Annotated in this window: 20 protein-coding genes and 1 riboswitch; of the genes, 15 read left to right on the top strand and 5 right to left on the bottom strand. The window is 66.9% G+C overall.

The genetic code is table 11. From position 1 onward, the window contains the following. Positions 1–18: 18 nt before the first annotated feature. The 3 genes from cobU to cobS are packed head-to-tail and all read left to right on the top strand — an operon-like array spanning position 19 to position 2,298. Positions 19–555, top strand: coding sequence for a bifunctional adenosylcobinamide kinase/adenosylcobinamide-phosphate guanylyltransferase (gene cobU, locus PVW49_RS04810; protein ID WP_274590019.1), 537 nt, complete (start codon positions 19–21; stop codon positions 553–555). Further along, the gene (gene cobT, locus PVW49_RS04805; protein WP_274590018.1) at positions 539–1,555 is read left to right on the top strand and encodes a nicotinate-nucleotide--dimethylbenzimidazole phosphoribosyltransferase; all 1,017 of its coding nucleotides are present in this window, start codon (positions 539–541) and stop codon (positions 1,553–1,555) included. The genes cobU and cobT overlap by 17 nt, the downstream gene beginning before the upstream one ends. Beyond that, entirely contained in the window at positions 1,552–2,298 is a 747-nt protein-coding gene (cobS, locus tag PVW49_RS04800; RefSeq protein ID WP_274590017.1) for an adenosylcobinamide-GDP ribazoletransferase, read from the top strand. The genes cobT and cobS overlap by 4 nt, the downstream gene beginning before the upstream one ends. Positions 2,299–2,303: 5 nt before the next feature. On the opposite strand, the gene bluB is transcribed toward cobS, so the two are convergent. Both bluB and PVW49_RS04790 read right to left on the bottom strand, forming a co-directional pair. Beyond that, the gene (gene bluB / locus PVW49_RS04795) at positions 2,304–2,987 is read right to left on the bottom strand and encodes a 5,6-dimethylbenzimidazole synthase (RefSeq protein WP_048530862.1); all 684 of its coding nucleotides are present in this window, start codon (positions 2,985–2,987) and stop codon (positions 2,304–2,306) included. Positions 2,988–3,033: 46 nt separating this feature from the next. After that, positions 3,034–3,215: riboswitch (cobalamin riboswitch) on the bottom strand. 39 nt (positions 3,216–3,254) lie between these two features. Beyond that, a complete protein-coding gene (locus PVW49_RS04790) occupies positions 3,255–4,316 on the bottom strand; it encodes a LacI family DNA-binding transcriptional regulator (protein ID WP_074835435.1) in 1,062 nt (353 codons plus the stop codon). A 154-nt stretch (positions 4,317–4,470) separates the two neighbouring features. On the opposite strand from PVW49_RS04790, the gene PVW49_RS04785 reads away from it, so the two are divergent. The 12 genes from PVW49_RS04785 (at position 4,471) to PVW49_RS04730 (ending at position 14,947) form a co-directional block, all read left to right on the top strand. Further along, positions 4,471–4,653, top strand: coding sequence for a hypothetical protein (locus PVW49_RS04785; protein WP_048530865.1), 183 nt, complete (start codon positions 4,471–4,473; stop codon positions 4,651–4,653). A 22-nt stretch (positions 4,654–4,675) separates the two neighbouring features. Next, entirely contained in the window at positions 4,676–5,821 is a 1,146-nt protein-coding gene (locus tag PVW49_RS04780; RefSeq protein ID WP_048530867.1) for a TRAP transporter substrate-binding protein, read from the top strand. A 102-nt stretch (positions 5,822–5,923) separates the two neighbouring features. Further along, on the top strand, positions 5,924–6,439 hold the full coding sequence (locus tag PVW49_RS04775; RefSeq protein WP_048530869.1) for a TRAP transporter small permease: 516 nt from the start codon (positions 5,924–5,926) through the stop codon (positions 6,437–6,439). 10 nt (positions 6,440–6,449) lie between these two features. Next, positions 6,450–7,778 carry a TRAP transporter large permease gene (locus PVW49_RS04770; protein ID WP_048530870.1) on the top strand — a complete coding sequence of 443 codons (1,329 nt, stop codon included), beginning with the start codon at positions 6,450–6,452 and terminating at the stop codon, positions 7,776–7,778. An 11-nt stretch (positions 7,779–7,789) separates the two neighbouring features. Further along, positions 7,790–9,097 carry a histidinol dehydrogenase gene (gene hisD, locus PVW49_RS04765; RefSeq protein ID WP_048530873.1) on the top strand — a complete coding sequence of 436 codons (1,308 nt, stop codon included), beginning with the start codon at positions 7,790–7,792 and terminating at the stop codon, positions 9,095–9,097. Between the two features lie 4 nt (positions 9,098–9,101). After that, complete coding sequence (locus PVW49_RS04760) at positions 9,102–9,860, top strand: SDR family NAD(P)-dependent oxidoreductase (RefSeq protein ID WP_274590016.1); 759 nt, start codon at positions 9,102–9,104, stop codon at positions 9,858–9,860. Continuing rightward, the gene (locus PVW49_RS04755) at positions 9,857–10,846 is read left to right on the top strand and encodes a zinc-dependent alcohol dehydrogenase (protein WP_274590015.1); all 990 of its coding nucleotides are present in this window, start codon (positions 9,857–9,859) and stop codon (positions 10,844–10,846) included. The genes PVW49_RS04760 and PVW49_RS04755 overlap by 4 nt, the downstream gene beginning before the upstream one ends. Positions 10,847–10,849: 3 nt before the next feature. Continuing rightward, positions 10,850–11,140 (top strand): UxaA family hydrolase, encoded by a 291-nt coding sequence (locus PVW49_RS04750; RefSeq protein WP_274590014.1) that lies wholly within the window; start codon positions 10,850–10,852, stop codon positions 11,138–11,140. A gap of 43 nt (positions 11,141–11,183) precedes the next feature. Further along, positions 11,184–12,365: a UxaA family hydrolase gene (locus PVW49_RS04745; protein WP_074835164.1), complete on the top strand. Its 1,182-nt coding sequence runs from the start codon at positions 11,184–11,186 to the stop codon at positions 12,363–12,365. 54 nt (positions 12,366–12,419) lie between these two features. Beyond that, positions 12,420–13,430 carry an Ldh family oxidoreductase gene (locus tag PVW49_RS04740; protein WP_274590013.1) on the top strand — a complete coding sequence of 337 codons (1,011 nt, stop codon included), beginning with the start codon at positions 12,420–12,422 and terminating at the stop codon, positions 13,428–13,430. Continuing rightward, positions 13,423–14,463 carry a YeiH family protein gene (locus tag PVW49_RS04735; RefSeq protein ID WP_274590012.1) on the top strand — a complete coding sequence of 347 codons (1,041 nt, stop codon included), beginning with the start codon at positions 13,423–13,425 and terminating at the stop codon, positions 14,461–14,463. The genes PVW49_RS04740 and PVW49_RS04735 overlap by 8 nt, the downstream gene beginning before the upstream one ends. Positions 14,464–14,557: 94 nt before the next feature. After that, positions 14,558–14,947, top strand: coding sequence for a carboxymuconolactone decarboxylase family protein (locus tag PVW49_RS04730; protein WP_074835158.1), 390 nt, complete (start codon positions 14,558–14,560; stop codon positions 14,945–14,947). A 17-nt stretch (positions 14,948–14,964) separates the two neighbouring features. Here PVW49_RS04730 and PVW49_RS04725 read toward each other — a convergent pair whose 3' ends face one another. From PVW49_RS04725 to PVW49_RS04715, 3 genes are read right to left on the bottom strand one after another with little or no spacing between them, the layout of a single operon-like run. Next, entirely contained in the window at positions 14,965–16,461 is a 1,497-nt protein-coding gene (locus PVW49_RS04725) for a sulfatase family protein (RefSeq protein ID WP_274590011.1), read from the bottom strand. 3 nt (positions 16,462–16,464) lie between these two features. Next, on the bottom strand, positions 16,465–17,955 hold the full coding sequence (betC, locus tag PVW49_RS04720; RefSeq protein WP_274590010.1) for a choline-sulfatase: 1,491 nt from the start codon (positions 17,953–17,955) through the stop codon (positions 16,465–16,467). Beyond that, the gene (locus PVW49_RS04715) at positions 17,952–18,983 is read right to left on the bottom strand and encodes a PdxA family dehydrogenase (protein ID WP_074835434.1); all 1,032 of its coding nucleotides are present in this window, start codon (positions 18,981–18,983) and stop codon (positions 17,952–17,954) included. Before PVW49_RS04715 ends, betC begins: the two co-directional genes overlap by 4 nt. Positions 18,984–19,004: the final 21 nt, after the last annotated feature.

Genomic DNA, 19,004 nt, shown 5'->3' with positions numbered 1-19,004 from the left:
GTGTTTTTCCATGCGGAAATGTTCAAGTCGATCCTCATCACCGGCGGCGCGCGCTCTGGCAAATCCACCCTTGCGGAACGCAAGGCGCTCGCGCCCTGTGGCCGCGCCGTCTATATCGCCACCGCCGAGATCTGGCCCGGCGATACCGAGATGGCCGAGCGGATCGCCCAGCACCAGGCCCGGCGCGGCGCAGACTGGCACAACCTGCATGCCCCGCGCGATCTTTGCGCGGCGCTGCGCGACAGCGACAGCGCCGGCGGGCCGCCGCGGCTGGTGGATTGCCTGACGCTGTGGATGACGAACCTGCTGCTGGCCGAGGCCGACTGGCGCGCCGAAGTGCGGGCGCTGGTGGCCGAGACGGCCCGGCAGCAGGCGCCGGTGATCTTTGTCACCAATGAGGTCGGGATGGGCATCGTGCCGGAAAACGCCCTGGCGCGCCGGTTTCGGGATGCCGCCGGCTGGATGAATCAGGCCATGGCCGAGGCCTGCGACGAGGTCTGGCTTGCGGTGGCGGGCTATCCAACGAGGGTGAAACCGAATGAGCATACTTTCTGACATCACGTCTTTCGCGGAGCTGTCCGGTCTGGCCGCGACGCTGCCGGTGGCGGATGCGGCAGCGGCACAGGCCGCGACCGCGCGGCAGATGAGCCTGACCAAGCCGCCGGGCGCGCTGGGCCGGCTCGAGGAGCTGGCGATCTTCATGGCCGGCTGGCAGCGGGTCGAGCGGCCGGCGATCGACCGGGCGCAGGCGCTGGTCTTTGCAGGCAACCACGGGGTCTGCGCCCAGGGGGTGAACCCCTTTCCGCAGGAGGTCACGGCGCAGATGGTCGCCAATTTCGCCGCCGGCGGCGCGGCGATCAACCAGCTCTGCCGGGTGGCCGGCGCCGAGCTTTCGGTGATTGCCTGCGATCTCGACCGGCCGACCGGCGACATCACCCAGGCCGCGGCGATGACCGAGGCCGAGACCCTGGCCGAAATGCGTCGCGGTGCGGAGGCGGTGGCCGAGGATGCACAGATCGTGCTGCTGGGCGAAATGGGCATCGGCAATTCCACCGTCGCGGCGGCGCTGGCCTGCGCCGCCTTTGGCGGGGCGGCGGGCGACTGGATCGGGCGCGGCACCGGCTCGGACGAGGCCGGATTGCTGCGCAAGGAGCGCGCGGTGGCGGCGGCTTGCGCCCGGCACGCGGCGGCGCGCGGGCTGGGCCTTCTGGCGGCGCTGGGCGGGCGCGAACAGGCGGCGATCTGCGGCGCGGTGCTGGCGGCGCGGGCACGGCGCATTCCGGTGATCCTCGACGGCTTCATCTGTACCGCCGCCACGGCGCCGCTCTTTGCCGCCGATCCGCGCCTGCTCGACCATTGTCTGGTCGGCCATGTCAGCCGCGAGCCGGGCCATGCCCGCCTGCTCGAGGCGATGGGCAAGGCGCCGATCCTGGCGCTCGACATGGCGTTGGGCGAGGGCTCGGGCGCGGCGGTGGCGCTGAGCGTGCTGCGCGCGGCGCTGGAATGCCACAACGGCATGGCGACCTTTGCCGAGGCCGGGGTCGCGGGCGGATGAGCGCTGCTCTGCGCGAGTTCCGGGTCGCGCTGATGCTGCTCTCGCGCCTGCCGGCCGGCCGGATCGAGGGCGCCGCGCCGAACCTTGCCGACGCGCGCTGGGCCTTTCCGCTGGTCGGGTTGGCGCTGGGGCTGATCGGCTGGGCGGTGCATGCCGGCGCATTGGCGTCGGGCGCTCCGGCCCCGGTGGCGGCGGTGCTCGCCCTGGCGGCGCTGGCGCTGGCCACCGGCGCGCTGCATTTCGACGGGCTGGCGGATTTCGCCGACGGCATCGGCGGCGGGCGCGACGGCGCCCATGCGCTCGAGATCATGCGCGACAGCCGGGTCGGCAGCTACGGTGTCCTGGCACTGATCCTGATCGTCGCGCTCTGGCTGGCGGCGCTGTCTTCGCTCGGGGCGGCGGCCGGGTTGGCGCCGTTCCTCGTCATCGGCGCGCTCAGCCGGGTGGCCATGATCGGCTTGCAGGAGACCCAGCCCGCCGCGCGTTCCGACGGCATGGGCCGGATGGCGGCCGGGCGCTCCGGCCGGGCGCGGCTGAGCGCCGCCGCCGTGGTGCTGCTGGCCGGTCTGGCGGTGGGCTGGCAGGGGGTGGCGCTGGCCGCGACCTGCGCGGTGGTCGCCGCCGGCACCGGCGTTCTGGCCCGGCGCAAGCTGGGCGGGATCACCGGCGACGTGCTGGGCGCGACGCAGCTTCTGGCCGAGGCGTTCTGCTGGGCGGTTCTGGCCACCTTCTGGCCGGGCTGAGCCGCTCATGCGCCGGCCGGCTCCCAGCGGTCGGTCATGATCAGACTGTCGAGCGGCAGGGTCTGCCGCCAGCCGCGCGCCGCCAGCTCGGGCCGGTCGAAGAGCTCGGAGACATGGCCGAGGCAGAGGTAGGCGACGATCTCGACGTGATCCGGCAGCCCGAGAATGGCGCGCAGATCGTCGGGCCGGAAGATGCTGACCCAGCCCATGCCGATGCCCTCGGCACGGGCGGCAAGCCACATGTTCTGCACCGCGCAGACCGTCGAATAGAGGTCCATGTCGCGATTGTGGGTGCGCCCGAGCACCACCTTGCCGCCCCGGGTGCGGTCGCAGGTCACCGCGATGTTGAGCGGCGCCTTGCGGATGCCCTCGAGCTTCAGCGACCGGTAGGTCGATTGCCGCTCTTCGGGAAACATTTCCGCCGCCTCGTCATTGGCGGCGGCAAAGGCGCTGGCGATGCGGTGTTTCTGCGCCGGGTCGCGGATCAGGATGAAGTTCCAGGGTTGCATGTGCCCGACCGACGGCGCGGCATGACCGGCCTCGAGTATCCGCCGCAGCCGGTCCGGGGCGATCGGATCGGGCAGGAATTCGTCGCGCACATCGCGGCGCGCGGCGATGACGTCATAGAGCGCACGGCGTTCGGCAGAAGAGAAGACGCGCGCCGGAGCGGGCGCGGGGGGGTGCAGCATGGTATGGCCTCCGCATGGCTGACAGCGGCCCGTGGTGTCCAGCCACGGAACCTGGTGTCACCAAGCCGGTCTTCTGGCTTGGGTTCCTCCCCGGCGGACGCCTTCCCGGGCCGCAGGGCCCGGTGGCAAAATGTCCGACAGGTCCCCCTCACAGCGGCGGGCCCGCGCCGGTCTTGCACCGGCTTCCCGATTCTCCCCTCTCGGGGCACCTGGTGGCGCGACTATAGATCGACCGGTCGCAGAGACAAGCGCCGAGAGTGCGGCAGGTCAGGGGGCCCGGTCGGGCGCCGGCCCCAGCGAGTCGCGCAGGATAACCGTCGCCTCGAGCTCGACGCTGGGGCCGGGGTCTTCGCCGGCGCGCATCGCAAACAGAAGACTGGCCGCGCCCTTGCCCATGTTGCGATGGGGCACATGCACGGTGGTCAGCGCCGGGGTCACGATCTCGGCGATCTCGATGTCGTCGAAGCCGGTGATCGACAGATCGCCGGGCACGTCGAGCCCCATCTTGCGGGCCTGGGTCAGGGCGCCGGCCGCCAGCACGTCGTTGCCGCACATCACGGCCGTGGGGCGCGGGGTGGTGTGCATGAGCTGCTCCAGCGCCTGTGCACCATTGGCGATGGAATAGGCCGTCTCGACGACGGCCAGGGTCTCCGGGTCCAATCCGCGCGCCGTCATCGCATCCACCAGCCCCTGCGACCGCTGCCGGGCGCGGTCGTTGTTGCGGCGGTCGGCGGTGATCAGCGCCAGCCTGCGGTGGCCCCGGTCGAGAACCGCGTCGGCCAGGGATTTCATCGCCTTGCGATTGTCGAAGCCGATTGAAACCCGCCCTTCGTCGCCGTCGTAGACCCAGGCGATCACATAGGGCACCTGGCGCTTTTGCAGGAAGCTGTAGCATTTTGGCGGCCGGTCATGGCCGATCAGGAGCAGCGCATCGGCGCCGCGCGCGACAAGGCTGTGAATCTGCTGTTCCTCGAGTTCGGGGCTGTAGGAGGAAGAGGCCACCAGAAGGGTGATGCCCTGTTGCCGCAATGCCTCCTGAAAGGCCTGAAGTCCGCGGGCGAAAATGGCGTTTTCCATCGTCGGGACGATGGCGCCAAAGGTGTTGGTGCGCCGGGCGGCCAGGGCCTGGGCCCCGAAATTCGGCGCGTAGCCCATGGCGCGCACCGCATCGAGCACCTTCTTGCGGGTGGCGTCCGATACCACCGCCGGATTGTTCAGGCAGCGCGAGACCGTTGCCGTCGAAACGCCGGCACGGGCGGCGACATCCTCGAGTTTCGGCGTGTCGCTCCCCTGGCGGCTGTCCTGACGTCGATTCGGCACTTTAACCATCAGTTTTCCCGATTCCGGCCTTTGCGGCACTATAAAAAAACCATCGCTGACAAGCATATAACAGGAAAACACGCGGCTTGTCATGTAAGCGCTTGCATTGAGCGACTGTAAGCGCTTACATTTGTCTTGCCCGAGTCGTGGAAAGGACCTGCCCGTGTTTCTGATCTCAGCAATCACTCTGTTTGCAGTCTTTGTCGCGAACGTGCTCGTCGGCGCTTTGGGAGGCGCACAGTTTCTGGGGGACGTGGGGGAGATGCTGCTGCTGTTTGCGGCCTCGGTGACCTTTGTTCTCGCGATTCTTCGGCGAGAGGCGGCGGAGAAGTCCGACCGCAGCTAACGAACCATTTTGGGAGGAAAACATGGATCGTGACAATCTTGAACGCGCCGCGATGGGGCGCCGCAATTTTCTGAAACTTGCCGGCTCCGGCAGCTTTACCGCGGCGCTGGTGGCCGGTGCCGGTGGCATGCTCTGGTCGAGCGAGGCGGCGGCCCAGACCGCCCGGGAGGAAAAAGAGCGCATGGCCGCCGCCGATCACGTGATGACGCTGGCCACCGCCTATGTGCTGGGCGCGTCGCGCAGCTATCCGATCATGCAGCTCGACCTGAAGGAAAACATCCAGAACGCCACCAACGGCAAGGTCTACGTCAAGCTTGCCCCCGGCGGCCAGCTTGGCGCCGGCGGCGCGCTGGTGCAGGCGGTGCAGACCGGGACGATCCAGTGCGCGCAGCATTCGCTGTCGAATTTCGCGCCCTTCGCCAGCGCCGTCGATCTGATCAACATGCCGTATTTCTGCGGCTCGAACCAGCGGTTCACCAACCTGGTCAATTCCGACGCCTGGAAAGGCGAGGTGCATCCCGGCATCGAGGCCGCCGGCTTCAAGCCGCTGTTCTACGTGGTGATCGATCCCCGGGTCGTGGCGGTGCGCAAGGGCGGCAACAAGGTGATCACGCCCGCCGATCTGAAAGGCGTGAAATTCCGCGTGCCGGGCTCGAAGATGCTGCAACAATATTACGGCATGGTCGGCGCCAATCCGACGCCGGTGGCCTGGGGCGAGACGCCTTCGGCGATCAAGCAGGGCGTGGCCGATGCGCTCGATCCCTCGGTCGGCGCGCTGTTTGTCTTTGGCTTCAAGGACATCCTGAGCCATGTCACCTTTACCCAGGCGGTGCCTGACAGTCAGGTCTATTCGGTCAACCTCGAATGGTTCAACGCGCTGCCCGCCGACGTGCAGGAAGGCATTGAATTCGCCGGCGAAATGACCGCGCAGCAAAACCTGGCCAAAGTGCCGGCGGCGCGCGCCCACGCGATGTACGAGCTGACCAAATCGGGCGTCGAGTTCCACACGCTGACCGACGACCAGCTTGCCGAATGGCAGGACGCCGGCGGCTACCAGCGCTCGGAATGGGACGATTTCAAGGTCGAGCTTGCCGGTTCGATGGAGACCTTCAACCGGCTCGAAGAAGCGGCCGGCACCATGGGCCGCTACTACGTGCACGACGCCTGAGGCTTCTGACAGGGGCGGCCCGGGCCGCCCCATCGCTTCGATTGACTGCAAACTGGAGCGGTCGGCGGCGCCTGACGCGTCGCGCGACCACAGGAGACTTTTATGTCGAATGCCTTGCGGAAACTCGATCAGAACGCCGAACGCTGGCTGCTTCTGGTTTTCTACACGATGCTCGTCGTGACCATGTTCATCGAGGTTCTGCGGCGCGAAGTGCTGTCCTATTCCTCGATCTGGGGCGAAGAGATCGTCCGCTATTCCTTTATCTACCTGGCCTGGATCGGTGCCGCCGCGGCGGTGCGCCAGCGCGGTCACATCCGCATCGACGTGCTGATGCAATATGTCGGCCCGCGGGTGAAGGCGGCGCTCTACCTGTTCGGCGATGCCGTGATGTTCGGCGTGGCGCTGATCGCCTTTTACTGGTCGTTCGAGACGGTGCTGGTCTCGGCCAAGTTCGGCTCGGTCACCCACGGTCTGCGGGTCAGTCAGGTCTGGTTCCTCTCAGCGGTGCCCTTGGGCTTTGCCCTGGTGATCCTGCGCCTCGTTCAGTCCTTCATCCGGGACTTCACCGATCTTCGTCACGGGCGCCCCGTGTACGAAGGCGACAAGCTTTTCGACTGAGGAGACGGCCATGCTTTGGAACCAACTCGATCAGACCGTCGAACTCGGCTGGGATTTCTACGGCCCTGTGATCCTCTTCGTGCTTCTGGTGGCGCTGGCAGTACCGGTCTGGGCGGCGATCGGCGCCTCGGCCATCGCGATGCTGCTCTTGTCGGGCGCGCTGCCACTGAGCCTGGTGGGCGAGAGCCTGTTCCACGGAATCGACCATTTCGCGCTGACCGCCGTGCCGCTCTTTATCCTGACCGGCGACGTGCTGGTGCGGACCGGGCTCTCGCGCAAGTTTCTCGACGTGGCCGAGGCGCTGACACAGTTCGCCAAGGGCGGTTTCGGCTCGGCCACGGTGCTGGTCTGCGGCATGTTCGCGGCGATCTCCGGCTCCGACGCCGCCGGCGCCGCCGCCGTCGGCCGGATGACGATCAACCGACTGGTCGAGAGCGGCTATCCGCGGCCCTATGCCTGTGCGCTGGTCGCCGCCGGGGCCTGCACCGGCATCCTGATCCCGCCGTCGATCGCCTATATCATCATCGGCCTGGTGCTGGGGATTTCCGCCTCGACGCTGTTCCTGGCCGCCGTGATCCCCGGCCTGGCCATCCTGCTGTCGATCCTCGCCACCAATATCATCATGAACCGGCTTTACGGCTGGGAGGGCGGCGGCAACGTCTCGGCGGGCGAATACCTGACGAACCTCGGCAAGGCGCTGAAATCCGGCTGGTATGCCTTTATCGTGCCCGGCATCATCTTCTTCGGCATCTTCTCGGGGCGGATGACCCCGACCGAAGCCGGCGCCACCGCGGTGGTGGTGACCATCATCATGGGCTTCATCCTCGGCACCCTGAGACTGTCCGATTTCCCCTCGATGCTGGTCAGCTCGGCCAAGGTCAACGGGATCATCCTGCCGATCATCGCCTTTTCGCTGCCGCTGGCGCAGGCGCTGGCCATCCTCGGGGTGCCGCAGGGCTTTGTCGCCGCCGCCACCTCGGTCAGCAGCGAACCCTGGGTGCTGATCGGAATGATGGTTGTCATCCTGATCGCCGCCGGCTGCGTGATGGAGACGACGCCCAACATCGTCATCCTCGCGCCGATCCTCAAGCCGCTGGCCGACGACATCGGGATGAACGAGATCCAGTTCTGCATCATGATGATCACTGCGCTGGGGGTGGGCTTCATCACGCCGCCTCTGGGGCTCAACCTCTTTGTCGTCTCGGGGCTGACCGGCGAGTCGATCCTGAAGATCGCCTACAGGGCCATCCCCTTCGTGCTCTTCATGCTGATCGTGACCCTGTTCATCGCCTATCTGCCGACGATTTCCACCATCCTTCTGCCTGACATCTTCAAATAGGAGCCCAGCTCATGACCCGTGAATACCTGAAAAAAGCCACTCTGACCTCCAAGAGCGACGCCTCCGACACCAAGAAGATCGTGCGCGGCATCCTCGACGAGATCGAGGCCGGTGGCGACGAGGCGGCGCTGGCGTACGCCAGGAAGTTCGACAAATACGAAGGCGAGATCATCCTCTCGCCGGAGGCCATCGCCGCAGCCGCGGCGCAGGTGCCGGACAAGCTCAAGCGTGACATCGAGTTCAGCCACGCCAACGTCAAGCGGTTTGCCGAGGCGCAGCTCGGCACGGTCCGGGATTTCGAGGTCGAGGTGGTGCCGGGCTTTGTCGCCGGGCAGAAGGCGATCCCGGTGAATGCGGCGGGCTGTTATGTGCCCGGCGGGCGCTACAGCCACATCGCCAGCGCGATCATGACGGTGACCACCGCCAAGGTGGCAGGCTGCAAGAACATCGTCGCCTGTTCGCCGCCGCGCCCCGAGATCGGCATCGCACCGGCGATCATCTATGCCGCGCATGTCTGCGGCGCCGACAAGATCCTCGCCATGGGCGGCGTGCAGGGGGTGGCGGCGATGACCTACGGGCTCTTCGATCTGCCCAAGGCCAACATCCTGGTCGGCCCCGGCAATCAATTCGTCGCTGAGGCCAAGCGCATGCTGTTCGGCCGGGTCGGCATCGACATGATCGCCGGTCCGACCGACAGCCTGGTGCTGGCCGACGAGACCGCCGATCCGATGGTGGTTGCCGCCGATCTGGTGGGCCAGGCCGAACATGGCTACAACTCGCCGGTCTGGCTGGTCACGGACAACCGCGCGCTGGCCGAAGAGGTCATGCGCCTGGTGCCGCTGCTGATCGACGATCTGCCCGAGGTGAACCGCGATAATGCCACCGCCGCCTGGCGTGATTATGCCGAGGTGATCGTCTGCGCCGACCGTGAGGAAATGGCCGCCACCTCCGACGACTACGCGCCCGAGCACCTGACGGTGCAGGCCGCCGATCTCGACTGGTGGCTGGAGCGGCTGAGCTGCTACGGCTCGCTCTTCCTCGGCGAGGAAACCACCGTGGCGTTTGGCGACAAGGCCTCGGGCACCAACCACGTTCTGCCGACCTCGGGCGCGGCCAGCTACACCGGCGGCCTGAGCGTGCACAAGTACATGAAGATCGTGACCTGGCAGCGGGCCACCAAGGAGGGCGCCCGCCCGGTGGCCGAGGCCACGGCGCGGATCGCGCGGCTCGAGGGAATGGAAGGCCACGCCCGCACCGCCGACATCCGGCTGAAGAAGTACTTTCCAGACGAGACCTTCGACCTGACGGCGGAAGGCTGAGCCGATGCGGGGCGATGACCTTTTCTCGGTCGCCGGCAAGGTGGCCTGCGTCACCGGCGCCAGCTCGGGGCTTGGCCGCCATGCGGCCGAGGTCCTGGCGCGGGCCGGAGCCAGCGTCATCGGCGTGGCGCGGCGGGCCGGCGCGCTGGCGGAATGGCAGGCCGGGGCCGGCGGGGCCTGCGCCGCCGTCGAAGGCGACGTGGCCGATCGCGACGGCCTGCCGGCGCTGGTCGACCGGATCTCTGCCCCTTTCGGCGCGCCCGACATCGTGGTCCATGCCGCCGGTCTCAACACCCGGCAGGCGGCCGATGACGTCACCCCCGAGGGGTGGGACGCGACGCTGGCGGTCAACCTTTCGGCACCGTTCTTTCTCAGTCAGCGGCTGGTGCCCGGGATGCGCGCCAGGGGCTGGGGGCGGATCGTGAATTTTGCCTCGCTGCAATCTTTCCGCGCCTTTCCCGGCGGCATCGCCTATGGCGCCACCAAGGGCGGTGTCACTCAGCTCACCCGCGCCATGGCCGAGGCCTGGTCGGGCGACGGCATCACCGCCAACGCCATCGCGCCGGGCTTTTTCCGCACCGAGCTGACTGCGGCCGTGTTCGACGATCCTGACCGGGCCGCCCGCAATGCCGCCCAGACCTGCATCGGCCGCAATGGCGAACCCGAAGACCTCGACGGGCCGCTCAGGTTCTTGTGCTCGGATGCGTCGCGTTACGTGACCGGGCAGGTTCTCATGCTTGACGGGGGGTTCACCGCGAAATGAAAGCTCTGGTCTATACCGATGTCGAAACCCTGACCTACCGCGACGCCCCCGATCCCGAACCGGGCGCAGGCGAGGCCCTGATCCGGGTCGAGAGCGTCGGCATCTGCGGCTCGGACATGCATGCCTGGCTGGGGCATGACAACCGGCGCCCGGCGCCGCTGATCCTCGGTCACGAGGCGGCGGGAACGGTGGTTGGCGGCCCGCGTGACGGCGCGCGTGTCACGATCAATCCGCTGGTCACCTGCGGCGGCTGCCCGGCCTGCACCAGCGGCCGCGAGAACCTTTGCCCCGAACGGCAGATCATCTCGATGCCGCCGCGTGAGGGCGCCTTTGCCGATCTGCTGCGAATGCCCGAACGCAACCTGATCGCCGTGCCGGACGGCGTGCCGCTGGCCAAGGCCGCGCTGGCCGAGCCGCTGGCGGTGAGCTGGCACGCGGTGCGGCTCGGGCTGGCGGCGCTGCATCCTTCGGCCGAGCGGCGGGCGCTGATCCTCGGCGGCGGGGCCATCGGCCTGGCCGCGGCGCTGGCGCTGCGGGCGATGGGGGTGGATGAGGTCACCGTGGTCGAGCCCAACAACGCGCGCCGCGCCTATCTGACCGAGCGCTGCGGGCTTCGGGCGGTGCCGGCCGCCGAGGGCGCCCATCCGATCGTCGTCGATGCGGTGGGGTTTGCCGTCACCCGCGCCACGGCCTCGGCGCTGGCCGAGCCCGGCGGGGTGATCGTGCACATCGGACTGGGCGAGGACGCGGGCGGGCTCGATCTGCGCCGCATGACCCTGCAAGAGATCACCTTCATCGGCACCTATACTTATACCGCACAGGACTTTCGCGACACCGCGGCCGCCCTGTTCGACGGACGTCTCGGCCCGCTCGACTGGACCGAGATCCGCCCGCTTTCCGACGGCGCCGCGGCGTTCCGGGACATTCGGTCCGGGCAAAGCGCGGCGCCGAAAATCATCCTTCAACCTGACAATCAAGGAGTCTGAACCATGGCTGAAATCCCCCATCTGCTGGTCCACGAACATGACGACAACGTCGGTGTCGTCGTGGTCGAAGGCCTGAGCGCCGGCACCGACATGCTGGTCTGCGTCACGCATGACAATTCGACCTTCCGACTGACCTCCGGCGCCGATGTGCCGATCGGCCACAAGGTCGCGCTCAAGGACCTCAAGGAAAGCGACACCGCCATCAAGTACGGCGAGGACATCGGCAAGATCATCGCCGACATCCCCAAAGGCGCCCATGTCCACACCCACAACTGCAAAACCAAGCGCTGGTAAGCCCCGCTCCAGCAGCGAAACGGTCGCGATAAAGGAAAGCCCCATGGCCTCTAAATATTCCAACATGACAGTGCGCGCCTACCGCCGTGAAAACGGCCGGGTCGGTGTCCGCAACCACGTCGTCATCCTGCCGGTCGACGACATTTCCAACGCCGCCTGCGAGGCGGTTGCCAACAACGTCAAGGGCACGCTGGCGATCCCGCATGCCTATGGCCGGTTGCAGTTCGGCGAGGATCTCGAGGTGCATTTCCGCACCATGATCGGCACCGGCGCCAACCCCAATGTGCATTCGGTCGTGGTGATCGGCATCGAGCCCGGCTGGACCAAGCGCATCGCCGACGGCATCCGCGCCACCGGCAAGGAAGTGGCCGAATTCTCGATCGAGCAGAAAGGCGATTTCGAGACGATCCGCGCCGCCAGCTGGGCCGCCAAGGATTTCGTTCACAAGGCGACCGAGGTGCAACGCGAGGAATGCTCGATTTCCGAGCTCTGGGTCTCGACCAAATGCGGCGAGAGCGACACCACCACCGGTCTGGGGTCTTGTCCCACCGTCGGCAACATGTACGACAAGCTGCTGCCCGAGGGCATCACCGGCTTCTTCGGCGAAACCTCCGAGATCACCGGCGCCGAGCACATCTGCCAGAAACGCGCGATCAACGAAGAGGTGGGCGAGCGCTGGCACAAGATGTGGAAGGCCTACCAGGACGACGTGATCTTTGCCCATCAGACCGATGACCTCAGCGACAGCCAGCCCACCAAGGGCAATATCGAAGGCGGCCTGACCACCATCGAGGAGAAGGCGCTGGGCAACCTCGAGAAGATCGGCCGCACCTCGCAGTTCATCGACATTCTCGAACCGGCCGAGGCGCCGCAGTCGGGCAATGGTCTCTATTTCATGGACTCCTCCTCGGCAGCCGCGGAATGCGTGACGCTGATGGCCGCCGGCGGCGCGGTGATCCACACCTTCCCGACCGGGCAGGGCAACGTCGTGGGCAACCCGATCGTGCCGGTGATCAAGATCACCGCCAACCCGCGCACCGTGCGCACCATGAGCGAGCATGTCGACGTCGATGTCTCCGGCATCCTGCGCCGCGAACAAACCATCGACGAGGCCGGCGACGCGCTGATCGAGATGATCTGCCGGACCGCGAACGGTCGCAACACCGCGGCCGAGGCGCTGGGGCATCGCGAGTTCTCGATGACCAAGCTCTATCGCAGCGCCTGACCTGGCCCGGGGCGGCGCATCTCGCGCCGTCCCGCACCGACGAAAGCTCCCGACATGCTTGAGACCGAAACCATCAGCCTTGCCGAGGCAGAGGCGCTGATCACCCGCGTGCTGGGCGCGCAGCGCGTGCCCGAGGCGACGGCGGCCTCGGTGGCCCGGGCGCTTGTCGCGGCCGAGGCCGAAGGCCAGTCTGGCCACGGCTTTTCCCGGCTCGAGGATTACGTCGCCCAGGTCCGCTCGGGCAAGATCCGGGCCGCCGCCGAGATCACCTCGCGCAAGACCAGCCAGACCGGCCTGCGCACCGATGCCGGTTTCGGCTTTGCCTATCCGGCGCTCGACCGGGCGATCGACTGGGGCGCGCGGGTGGCGCGGTCTTATGGCACGGCCACCATGTCGGTGATGAATTCACACCATTGCGGCGCGCTGTCGGTGCAGGTCGAGAAGCTGGCCGCGCGTGGGCTGATCGCCATCATGGTGGCCAATGCGCCGCCCGCGATTGCGCCCTGGGGGGCCCGGACGCCGATTTTCGGCACCAATCCCATCGCCTTTGCCGCGCCGCGCGGCGATGGCCCGCCGCTGGTGATCGACCTGTCGCTTTCCAAGGTGGCGCGCGGCAAGGTCATGCATGCCCGCAAGTCCGGCCGGCCTATCCCCGAGGGCTGGGCGCTCGATGCCGAGGGCGCGCCCATAACCGATCCCGAAGCCGCGCTTGCCGGATCGATGCTGCCGATCGGCGAGGCCAAGGGCACCGCGCTGGCGCTGATGGTCGAGATTCTCGCCGCCACGCTGACCGGCGCCAACCAGAGCCCCGAAGTCTCGTCGTTCTTTGACGCCGAGGGGCCGCCGCCCGGTGCCGGCCAGTTCCTGCTGGCCATCCGGCCCGACAACGACACCGCCTTTGCCGCCCGGCTGGACCGGCTCCTGAGCACAATCGACGCGCTCGAGGGCAGCCGCCTGCCGGGCAGTCGCCGCATCGCCGCGCTGGCCCGCGCCCGTGACCACGGGATCGATGTGCCGCGCTCCTATCTCGCTCTCGCAAGGACACTCGCCAACCCCCATGACTGATCGCCAAGCCGGCCCGGCCGGGCTCTTCGAACGCCGCCTGCGGCCCCTGCTTCCCGGCGTGCTGATCGCCGGCATCATCGCGCTGGCCAGCCAGTTCGTCGCCGAGCACTACGGCGCGCCCGCGATGCTGCTGGCGCTGCTGTTCGGCATTTCGCTCAATTTCCTCGGCACCGAGGCGCAGAGCAAACGCGGCATCGACTTCGGCTCGCGTCAATTGCTGCGGCTGGGCGTAGCGCTGCTGGGGGTGCGGATCAGCGCCGATGTGCTGACGCTCCTGGGCTGGCCGGTGGTGCTGATGATCGTCGGCGCCGTCATCGCGACCATTGGATTCGGCCTTGCGGTGTCGCGGCTGTTCGGCTTCCGCTTTCGCTTTGCCTTTCTGTCGGCCGGGGCGGTGGCGATCTGCGGCGCCTCGGCCGCCATGGCCATCGCCGCGATCCTGCCGCGCGACGCGCGCTCGGAGGAGCGGCTGATCTTTACCGTGGTCTCGGTCACGCTGCTTTCGACATTGGCGATGATCGTCTATCCGGTGCTCGCCGCCGCCATCGGCTTCGACGATCGCACCACCGGCATCTTCATCGGGGCAACGGTGCATGACGTGGCCCAGGTGGTGGGGGCCGGCTTCTCGGTGTCGGAAGAGACCGGCAATGTCGCCACCCTGGTCAAGCTCCTGCGGGTTGTCATGCTGGCGCCGGTGGTGGTGATTGCGGCGCTGGCGATCCGGAGCTTTGCCAATGGCGGCGAGATCGACGGCCGCCGGCCGCCACTGGTGCCGGTCTTTGTGCTGGGGTTCGTGGTGCTGGCCGCCCTGCGCAGCGCCGGGCTGGTGCCGGAACTGCTGGTTCAGGTCGCGTCAGAGGCCTCGCGCTGGCTTCTGGTGATCGCGATTGCCGCCGTCGGCCTTAAGACCCAGCCCCGGGACATCCTCAAGGTCGGTCTGCCGGCGGTTGCGCTTCTGGTGGCCGAGACCGCGTTCCTGGCCGGGCTGATCGGGCTGGCGCTGCGCTTACTGCCGCACACCCTGCTCGGGTGACCGCCGGCGGCCGGCAGGAACGGTCGCAATGGCCGATCCGGCGGTGTAGACAGGGGCCGGTGGCCGGCCAACGGCCAAGCTGAAGGGAGCCGACATGAGCAGTTTCGACGAAGATCTTTTCCTCAAGGGGCGGGCGCAACGCGAGGCGACGCTGGGCGCGGACTACGTCGAGAAGAACCTCGCCGCCGCCGATGACTTTACCCGGCCGTTCCAGGAGGCGATGACCGCCTGGTGCTGGGGGTTCGGCTGGGGCGACGAGGTGATCGACGCCAAGACCCGGTCGATGATGAACCTGTCGATGATCGGCGCGCTGGGCAAGATGACCGAATGGGAGATCCATTGCCGCGGCGCGCTCAACAATGGGGTCAGCAAGGAAGAGATCCGCGCCATCATCCATGTGGTTGGCATCTACTGCGGTGTCCCGCAGGCGCAGGAATGCTTCCGCGTGGCACGCAAGGTCCTGGCCGAGAACGATATGCTCTGAGCGGCCGAACCGGCCGGTCAGGGCACCTCGATCGCCGCCGGTTTGACGGTGGTTTCGAGATAGGCGGCGCCCTCGGCATGGGTCATGAAACCGGGCGGCGGAAACGCCATCTCGAGGCCCCAGGCGTCGCCCGTCTCTTCCATGTTCCGCACCACCCGGGCATCGAGCTCGGCCTGCACCGCGGCAAAGGCCGGATCATCCACGAGGTTGATCAGCTCGTCGCGATCGGCGGTCTGATCGAAAAGGTAGAGCGGCCGGTCCTGCTTGCGCACATAAAGCCAGTCGGGGGTGCGAATGCCGCGCTCGGGCTTGACGTGGCGTTCGCTGCGGCCGCCGAAATCGGCTTTCATCAATTCGAACTGCACGTGATCGCGGATGGGAATATCCTCTGTCCCCTCCAGCAGCGCGAGATAGCTGGTGCCCTGTACACTGTCGGGAACGTCGGCACCGCACGCCTCCAGCAGCGTGGGCATGGTGTCCACCGCCACATCGACCAGCGATGTCACCCGCTTGCCGGCGGCGAACGTGCCCGGATAGCGGATCAGCAAAGGCACCTGCGCCGAGGCGCGATAGGCCTGCCGCTTGATCCCGCAATAGCTACCGTGCTGGCCCAGCATGTCGCCGTGGTCGGAAAAGAAGACGACGATGGTGTCTTCCGCGATGCCCTGGGCATCCAGCCAGTTCAGCAGCCGCCCGACATTGTGATCGACGTTGGAGATCATGCCGTAATACTCGGCCACGAACTTGCGGATCTGCGCCTCGGTTTCGATCTCCGGGTCCTGGCCCTCGATCTTGTCGGCCTTGGAGCGTTCGCCGAAGTTGTCATCGCCGTCGAAGTCGCGCGCGGTACGTTCCTGGGCCCGGCGCTTTTGCAGCTCGGGGTTCGGCGTGCCCTTGGGCAGGGTGATCTTGTCGGGGTCGTACATCCGCCGCCAGTGCTCGGGCATGTCCATCGGGAAATGCGGCGGGCCGAAGCAGACGTAGGCGAGGAAGGGGTCGCCCTTGGCGCGGGCGCTCTGCATGAATTCGATGGTGTGATCCGTCTGGAAATCCGGCTCGTAGCGGCGGCAGCGATAGGGCTGGTCGGTGTCGCGGTAAAAGATCGCATCCATGTAGTAGTGGCCGCGATTGTAGCCGACGAAATGATCGAACCCCATGCGGTCCGGTCCGGGCGGGATGAACCCCGGTTTCGGTCCGCCGTAGAGGTGCCACTTGCCGATGTAGCCCGAGCGGTAGCCCGCGTCGTTCAGGATCGGCGCCAGCGAGGGCTGATCGGTGTCGATCGGGAAGTGGTTGGAATAGAGCCCCGCCTTGTGGGCATATTTCCCGGTCAGAAGCGAGGCGCGGAACGGTGTGCAGAGCGGGTAAGAGGTGAAAGCCTCGTCGAAGCAGGTGCCTTCATTGGCCAGCCGGTCGAGATGCGGGGTCTTGACGTCGGGGTTGCCGGAAAACCCGGCGCAGTCATAGCGCATCTGGTCGGCATAGATCATCAGGATATTGGGTTGCTTGGTCATCGCTTACACCGTGGCCGGTTTGTTCACGCCGCGCACATATTGTTGGCTGGCATCGAAAAGGGGCTGATAATCCCAGTGATAGCCGCCATTGGTCGACAGCGCGTCATGCAGGAAACTGCGGGTTTCCTTTTCCCTCGCGGCCCGTCGGGTCATGGCCTCGACGTCGTAGCGGCCGAGCAGCCGGTTCTTCAGCTGCGTCTTGATCGCGGCATGCGCCGGATCGGTCGAAAGGTCGGTTTGCTCGTCGGGATCCCTGGCCAGGTCGAACAGCAGTTCCGGCGCGTTGCGCGTCCAGGCGTATTTGAAATCGCCCTGCCGGATCGCCAGCCAGGGCTCGATCACGCCTGGGCCGAAATACTCGGCAATCGCCTCGTCTTTCACGCTGTCGCTGCGCGCCATCAGCAGGCCGAGGAAACTGCCGCTCTGGTCGCTGCCGTAGCGGTCCGACGTCTCGCCGGCGCCGCCAAGCTCGGCGAAGGTCGGGCAGAGATCGGCCAGCGAGACACATTCGGCCCGCCGCCCCGGCGCAATGCGCTTGGGGTTGTGCCAGATCATCGGCACCTGCAACGAGCCCTGGTAGAAGCTGCGTTTGAACCACATGCCGCGTTCGCCCAGCATGTCGCCATGATCCGAGGTGAAGACGATCACCGTGTCGTCATAAAGGCCCAGGTGCTTCAGCTCGGCCACCAGCTCTCCGACGTAATCGTCAAGATGCGAGATCATGGCGTAATAGGCGCGGCGCGAGGCGCGGATGGTGTCGTCGCAGGGCGGCGCCTGATCGATGCCGTGGTGGATGTGCAGCCATTCGGTGGTCGGGTGCGGTGCCTCGTCCGCAGGGATGCGGGGCAGGGCGATCTCGGTGTCGTCGTAGCGGCCCCAGTACTCCGGCACCGATTGATAGGCCTCGTGCGGCTGGGTGTAGGAGACATGCAGGAACCACGGCTGATCGTGGCTTTCCAGCACACGGGACCGCAGGAATTCCAGCGACCGGTACTGCACCTCGGCGTCGTAAAGCAGCTGGTTGTTGGTCTTGCAGAGCCCGCTGACCGCCAGTTTCTTGACCGAGGTGCCTTCGCGATGCACCGGCCCCCAGGACCAGGGAATGGTCCAGTCGAAGCCCGAGGGATACATGTCGGTGGTCAGCCGCCGGTCAAAGCCGTGCAACTGGTCCGGCCCGATGAAATGGCATTTGCCGGATACCACGCATTCATACCCGGCCGCGCGCAGGAAATGCGCCACGGTGGGGATCTCGGCCCGGAACTCGGCGCCGTTGCCCCAGACCTCATGCGTCGAGGGCAACCGGCCCGAGAATTGCGAGGCCCGCGCCGGGCAGCAGATGGGTGAATTGGAATAGGCGTTTTCCATCACCACGCCCTGGGCGGCCAGCGCATCGAGATTGGGCGTCTTTGACTGGGCGTCGTCGCGGTACATCGACAGCACGAAAGCGGTCAGTTGGTCGGCCTGGACAAAGAGGATATTGGGCTGATCGCTCATGCCGCTTCCCCTTCGCCGAGGGGCAGGCCCTTGGCGGTCAGCGCCGCGCGGCGGGCCAGCTCATGCGCCTTGAGGATCGCATTGGGCCGCGCCTTGCCTTGCCCGGCGATGTCAAACGCGGTGCCATGGGCGGGGGTGGCCAGGATGAAGGGCAGCCCGCCGAAATAGGTGACGCCATCGTCGAACCCCATCAGCTTGGTCGCGATCTGGCATTGGTCGTGATACATCGACAGCACGGCGGGAATGCCCTCGTCCTGCACGGTGAGAAAGATCGTGTCGGCGGGATAGGGCCCCGCGACGTTCAGGCCCCGGGCCTTGGCCTTTTCGATGGCGGGGGCGATGATGTCGATCTCCTCGCGGCCAAAGGCGCCTTCGTCGCCGTTGTGCGGGTTCAGCCCCGAGACCGCGATGCGCGGATCGGCATAGCCGAAGCGCCGCAACTCGCGGTCGAAATAGGTGAGGACATCGAGGATCGCGTCTTCGCTGATCGCGCCGGCGATGGCCGAGATCGGGATGTGAGAGGTGACGCGGGTGGTCCAGAGGTGGCCGATGGTGTTGATCTCGGTCGAGCGCTCGGTAAAGCCCATGTAATCGGCGATCCCGGCCTTGTAGCCTTCGAAATGATGGCCCGCCTTGTGGATCGAGGCCTTGTTGACCGGCGCCCAGACAAAGGCGTCGATCAGCCCGGCCGCCGACAGATCGGCCGCGTGACAGCCGATCTGGTAGTCCGCCAGCCCGGCCTGGGCGCTGGTCTTGCCGACGTCGATATCCCCGTAGTGCAGCGTGTCGAAGTGGTAGAAGACCACCGGATCGGGGCTGGCAATCGCGGCCTCGATATCGGTGAAGCGGGGCAGGTCGGTGGCGACGCCCGCCACCTCGCGGCCCATGTCGAAGATCCTGGGGTGGCCCGCGATCACGCGTTTGCAGCCACGGGTGATCTCAGGGTGGTCCAGCGTGCGGGCCACCAGTTCCGGGCCGACGCCGCCGGCATCGCCGAGGGTCGAGAGGATCACGGGGGTATCTGTCATCAGTCGTTCCATAACTTTGCG

The organism is Marinovum sp. PR37, from assembly GCF_028807375.1.
Lineage (GTDB): Bacteria > Pseudomonadota > Alphaproteobacteria > Rhodobacterales > Rhodobacteraceae > Marinovum > Marinovum algicola.
This window is presented reverse-complemented; position numbering and strand designations above follow the sequence as displayed.

What these genes read in the sequence shown, in the direction of transcription:
- PVW49_RS04740 (WP_274590013.1), top strand. Translation starts at nt 12,420, where the DNA reads ATGCTTGAGACCGAAACCATCAGCCTTGCCGAGGCAGAGGCGCTGATC.
- PVW49_RS04755 (WP_274590015.1), top strand. Translation starts at nt 9,857, where the DNA reads ATGAAAGCTCTGGTCTATACCGATGTCGAAACCCTGACCTACCGCGAC.
- PVW49_RS04715 (WP_074835434.1), bottom strand. Translation starts at nt 18,983, where the DNA reads ATGACAGATACCCCCGTGATCCTCTCGACCCTCGGCGATGCCGGCGGC.
- PVW49_RS04790 (WP_074835435.1), bottom strand. Translation starts at nt 4,316, where the DNA reads ATGGTTAAAGTGCCGAATCGACGTCAGGACAGCCGCCAGGGGAGCGAC.
- PVW49_RS04725 (WP_274590011.1), bottom strand. Translation starts at nt 16,461, where the DNA reads ATGACCAAGCAACCCAATATCCTGATGATCTATGCCGACCAGATGCGC.
- PVW49_RS04750 (WP_274590014.1), top strand. Translation starts at nt 10,850, where the DNA reads ATGGCTGAAATCCCCCATCTGCTGGTCCACGAACATGACGACAACGTC.
- PVW49_RS04745 (WP_074835164.1), top strand. Translation starts at nt 11,184, where the DNA reads ATGGCCTCTAAATATTCCAACATGACAGTGCGCGCCTACCGCCGTGAA.
- cobS (WP_274590017.1), top strand. Translation starts at nt 1,552, where the DNA reads ATGAGCGCTGCTCTGCGCGAGTTCCGGGTCGCGCTGATGCTGCTCTCG.
- PVW49_RS04780 (WP_048530867.1), top strand. Translation starts at nt 4,676, where the DNA reads ATGGATCGTGACAATCTTGAACGCGCCGCGATGGGGCGCCGCAATTTT.
- cobU (WP_274590019.1), top strand. Translation starts at nt 19, where the DNA reads ATGTTCAAGTCGATCCTCATCACCGGCGGCGCGCGCTCTGGCAAATCC.
- bluB (WP_048530862.1), bottom strand. Translation starts at nt 2,987, where the DNA reads ATGCTGCACCCCCCCGCGCCCGCTCCGGCGCGCGTCTTCTCTTCTGCC.
- cobT (WP_274590018.1), top strand. Translation starts at nt 539, where the DNA reads ATGAGCATACTTTCTGACATCACGTCTTTCGCGGAGCTGTCCGGTCTG.
- betC (WP_274590010.1), bottom strand. Translation starts at nt 17,955, where the DNA reads ATGAGCGATCAGCCCAATATCCTCTTTGTCCAGGCCGACCAACTGACC.
- PVW49_RS04770 (WP_048530870.1), top strand. Translation starts at nt 6,450, where the DNA reads ATGCTTTGGAACCAACTCGATCAGACCGTCGAACTCGGCTGGGATTTC.
- hisD (WP_048530873.1), top strand. Translation starts at nt 7,790, where the DNA reads ATGACCCGTGAATACCTGAAAAAAGCCACTCTGACCTCCAAGAGCGAC.
- PVW49_RS04760 (WP_274590016.1), top strand. Translation starts at nt 9,102, where the DNA reads ATGCGGGGCGATGACCTTTTCTCGGTCGCCGGCAAGGTGGCCTGCGTC.
- PVW49_RS04730 (WP_074835158.1), top strand. Translation starts at nt 14,558, where the DNA reads ATGAGCAGTTTCGACGAAGATCTTTTCCTCAAGGGGCGGGCGCAACGC.
- PVW49_RS04735 (WP_274590012.1), top strand. Translation starts at nt 13,423, where the DNA reads ATGACTGATCGCCAAGCCGGCCCGGCCGGGCTCTTCGAACGCCGCCTG.
- PVW49_RS04775 (WP_048530869.1), top strand. Translation starts at nt 5,924, where the DNA reads ATGTCGAATGCCTTGCGGAAACTCGATCAGAACGCCGAACGCTGGCTG.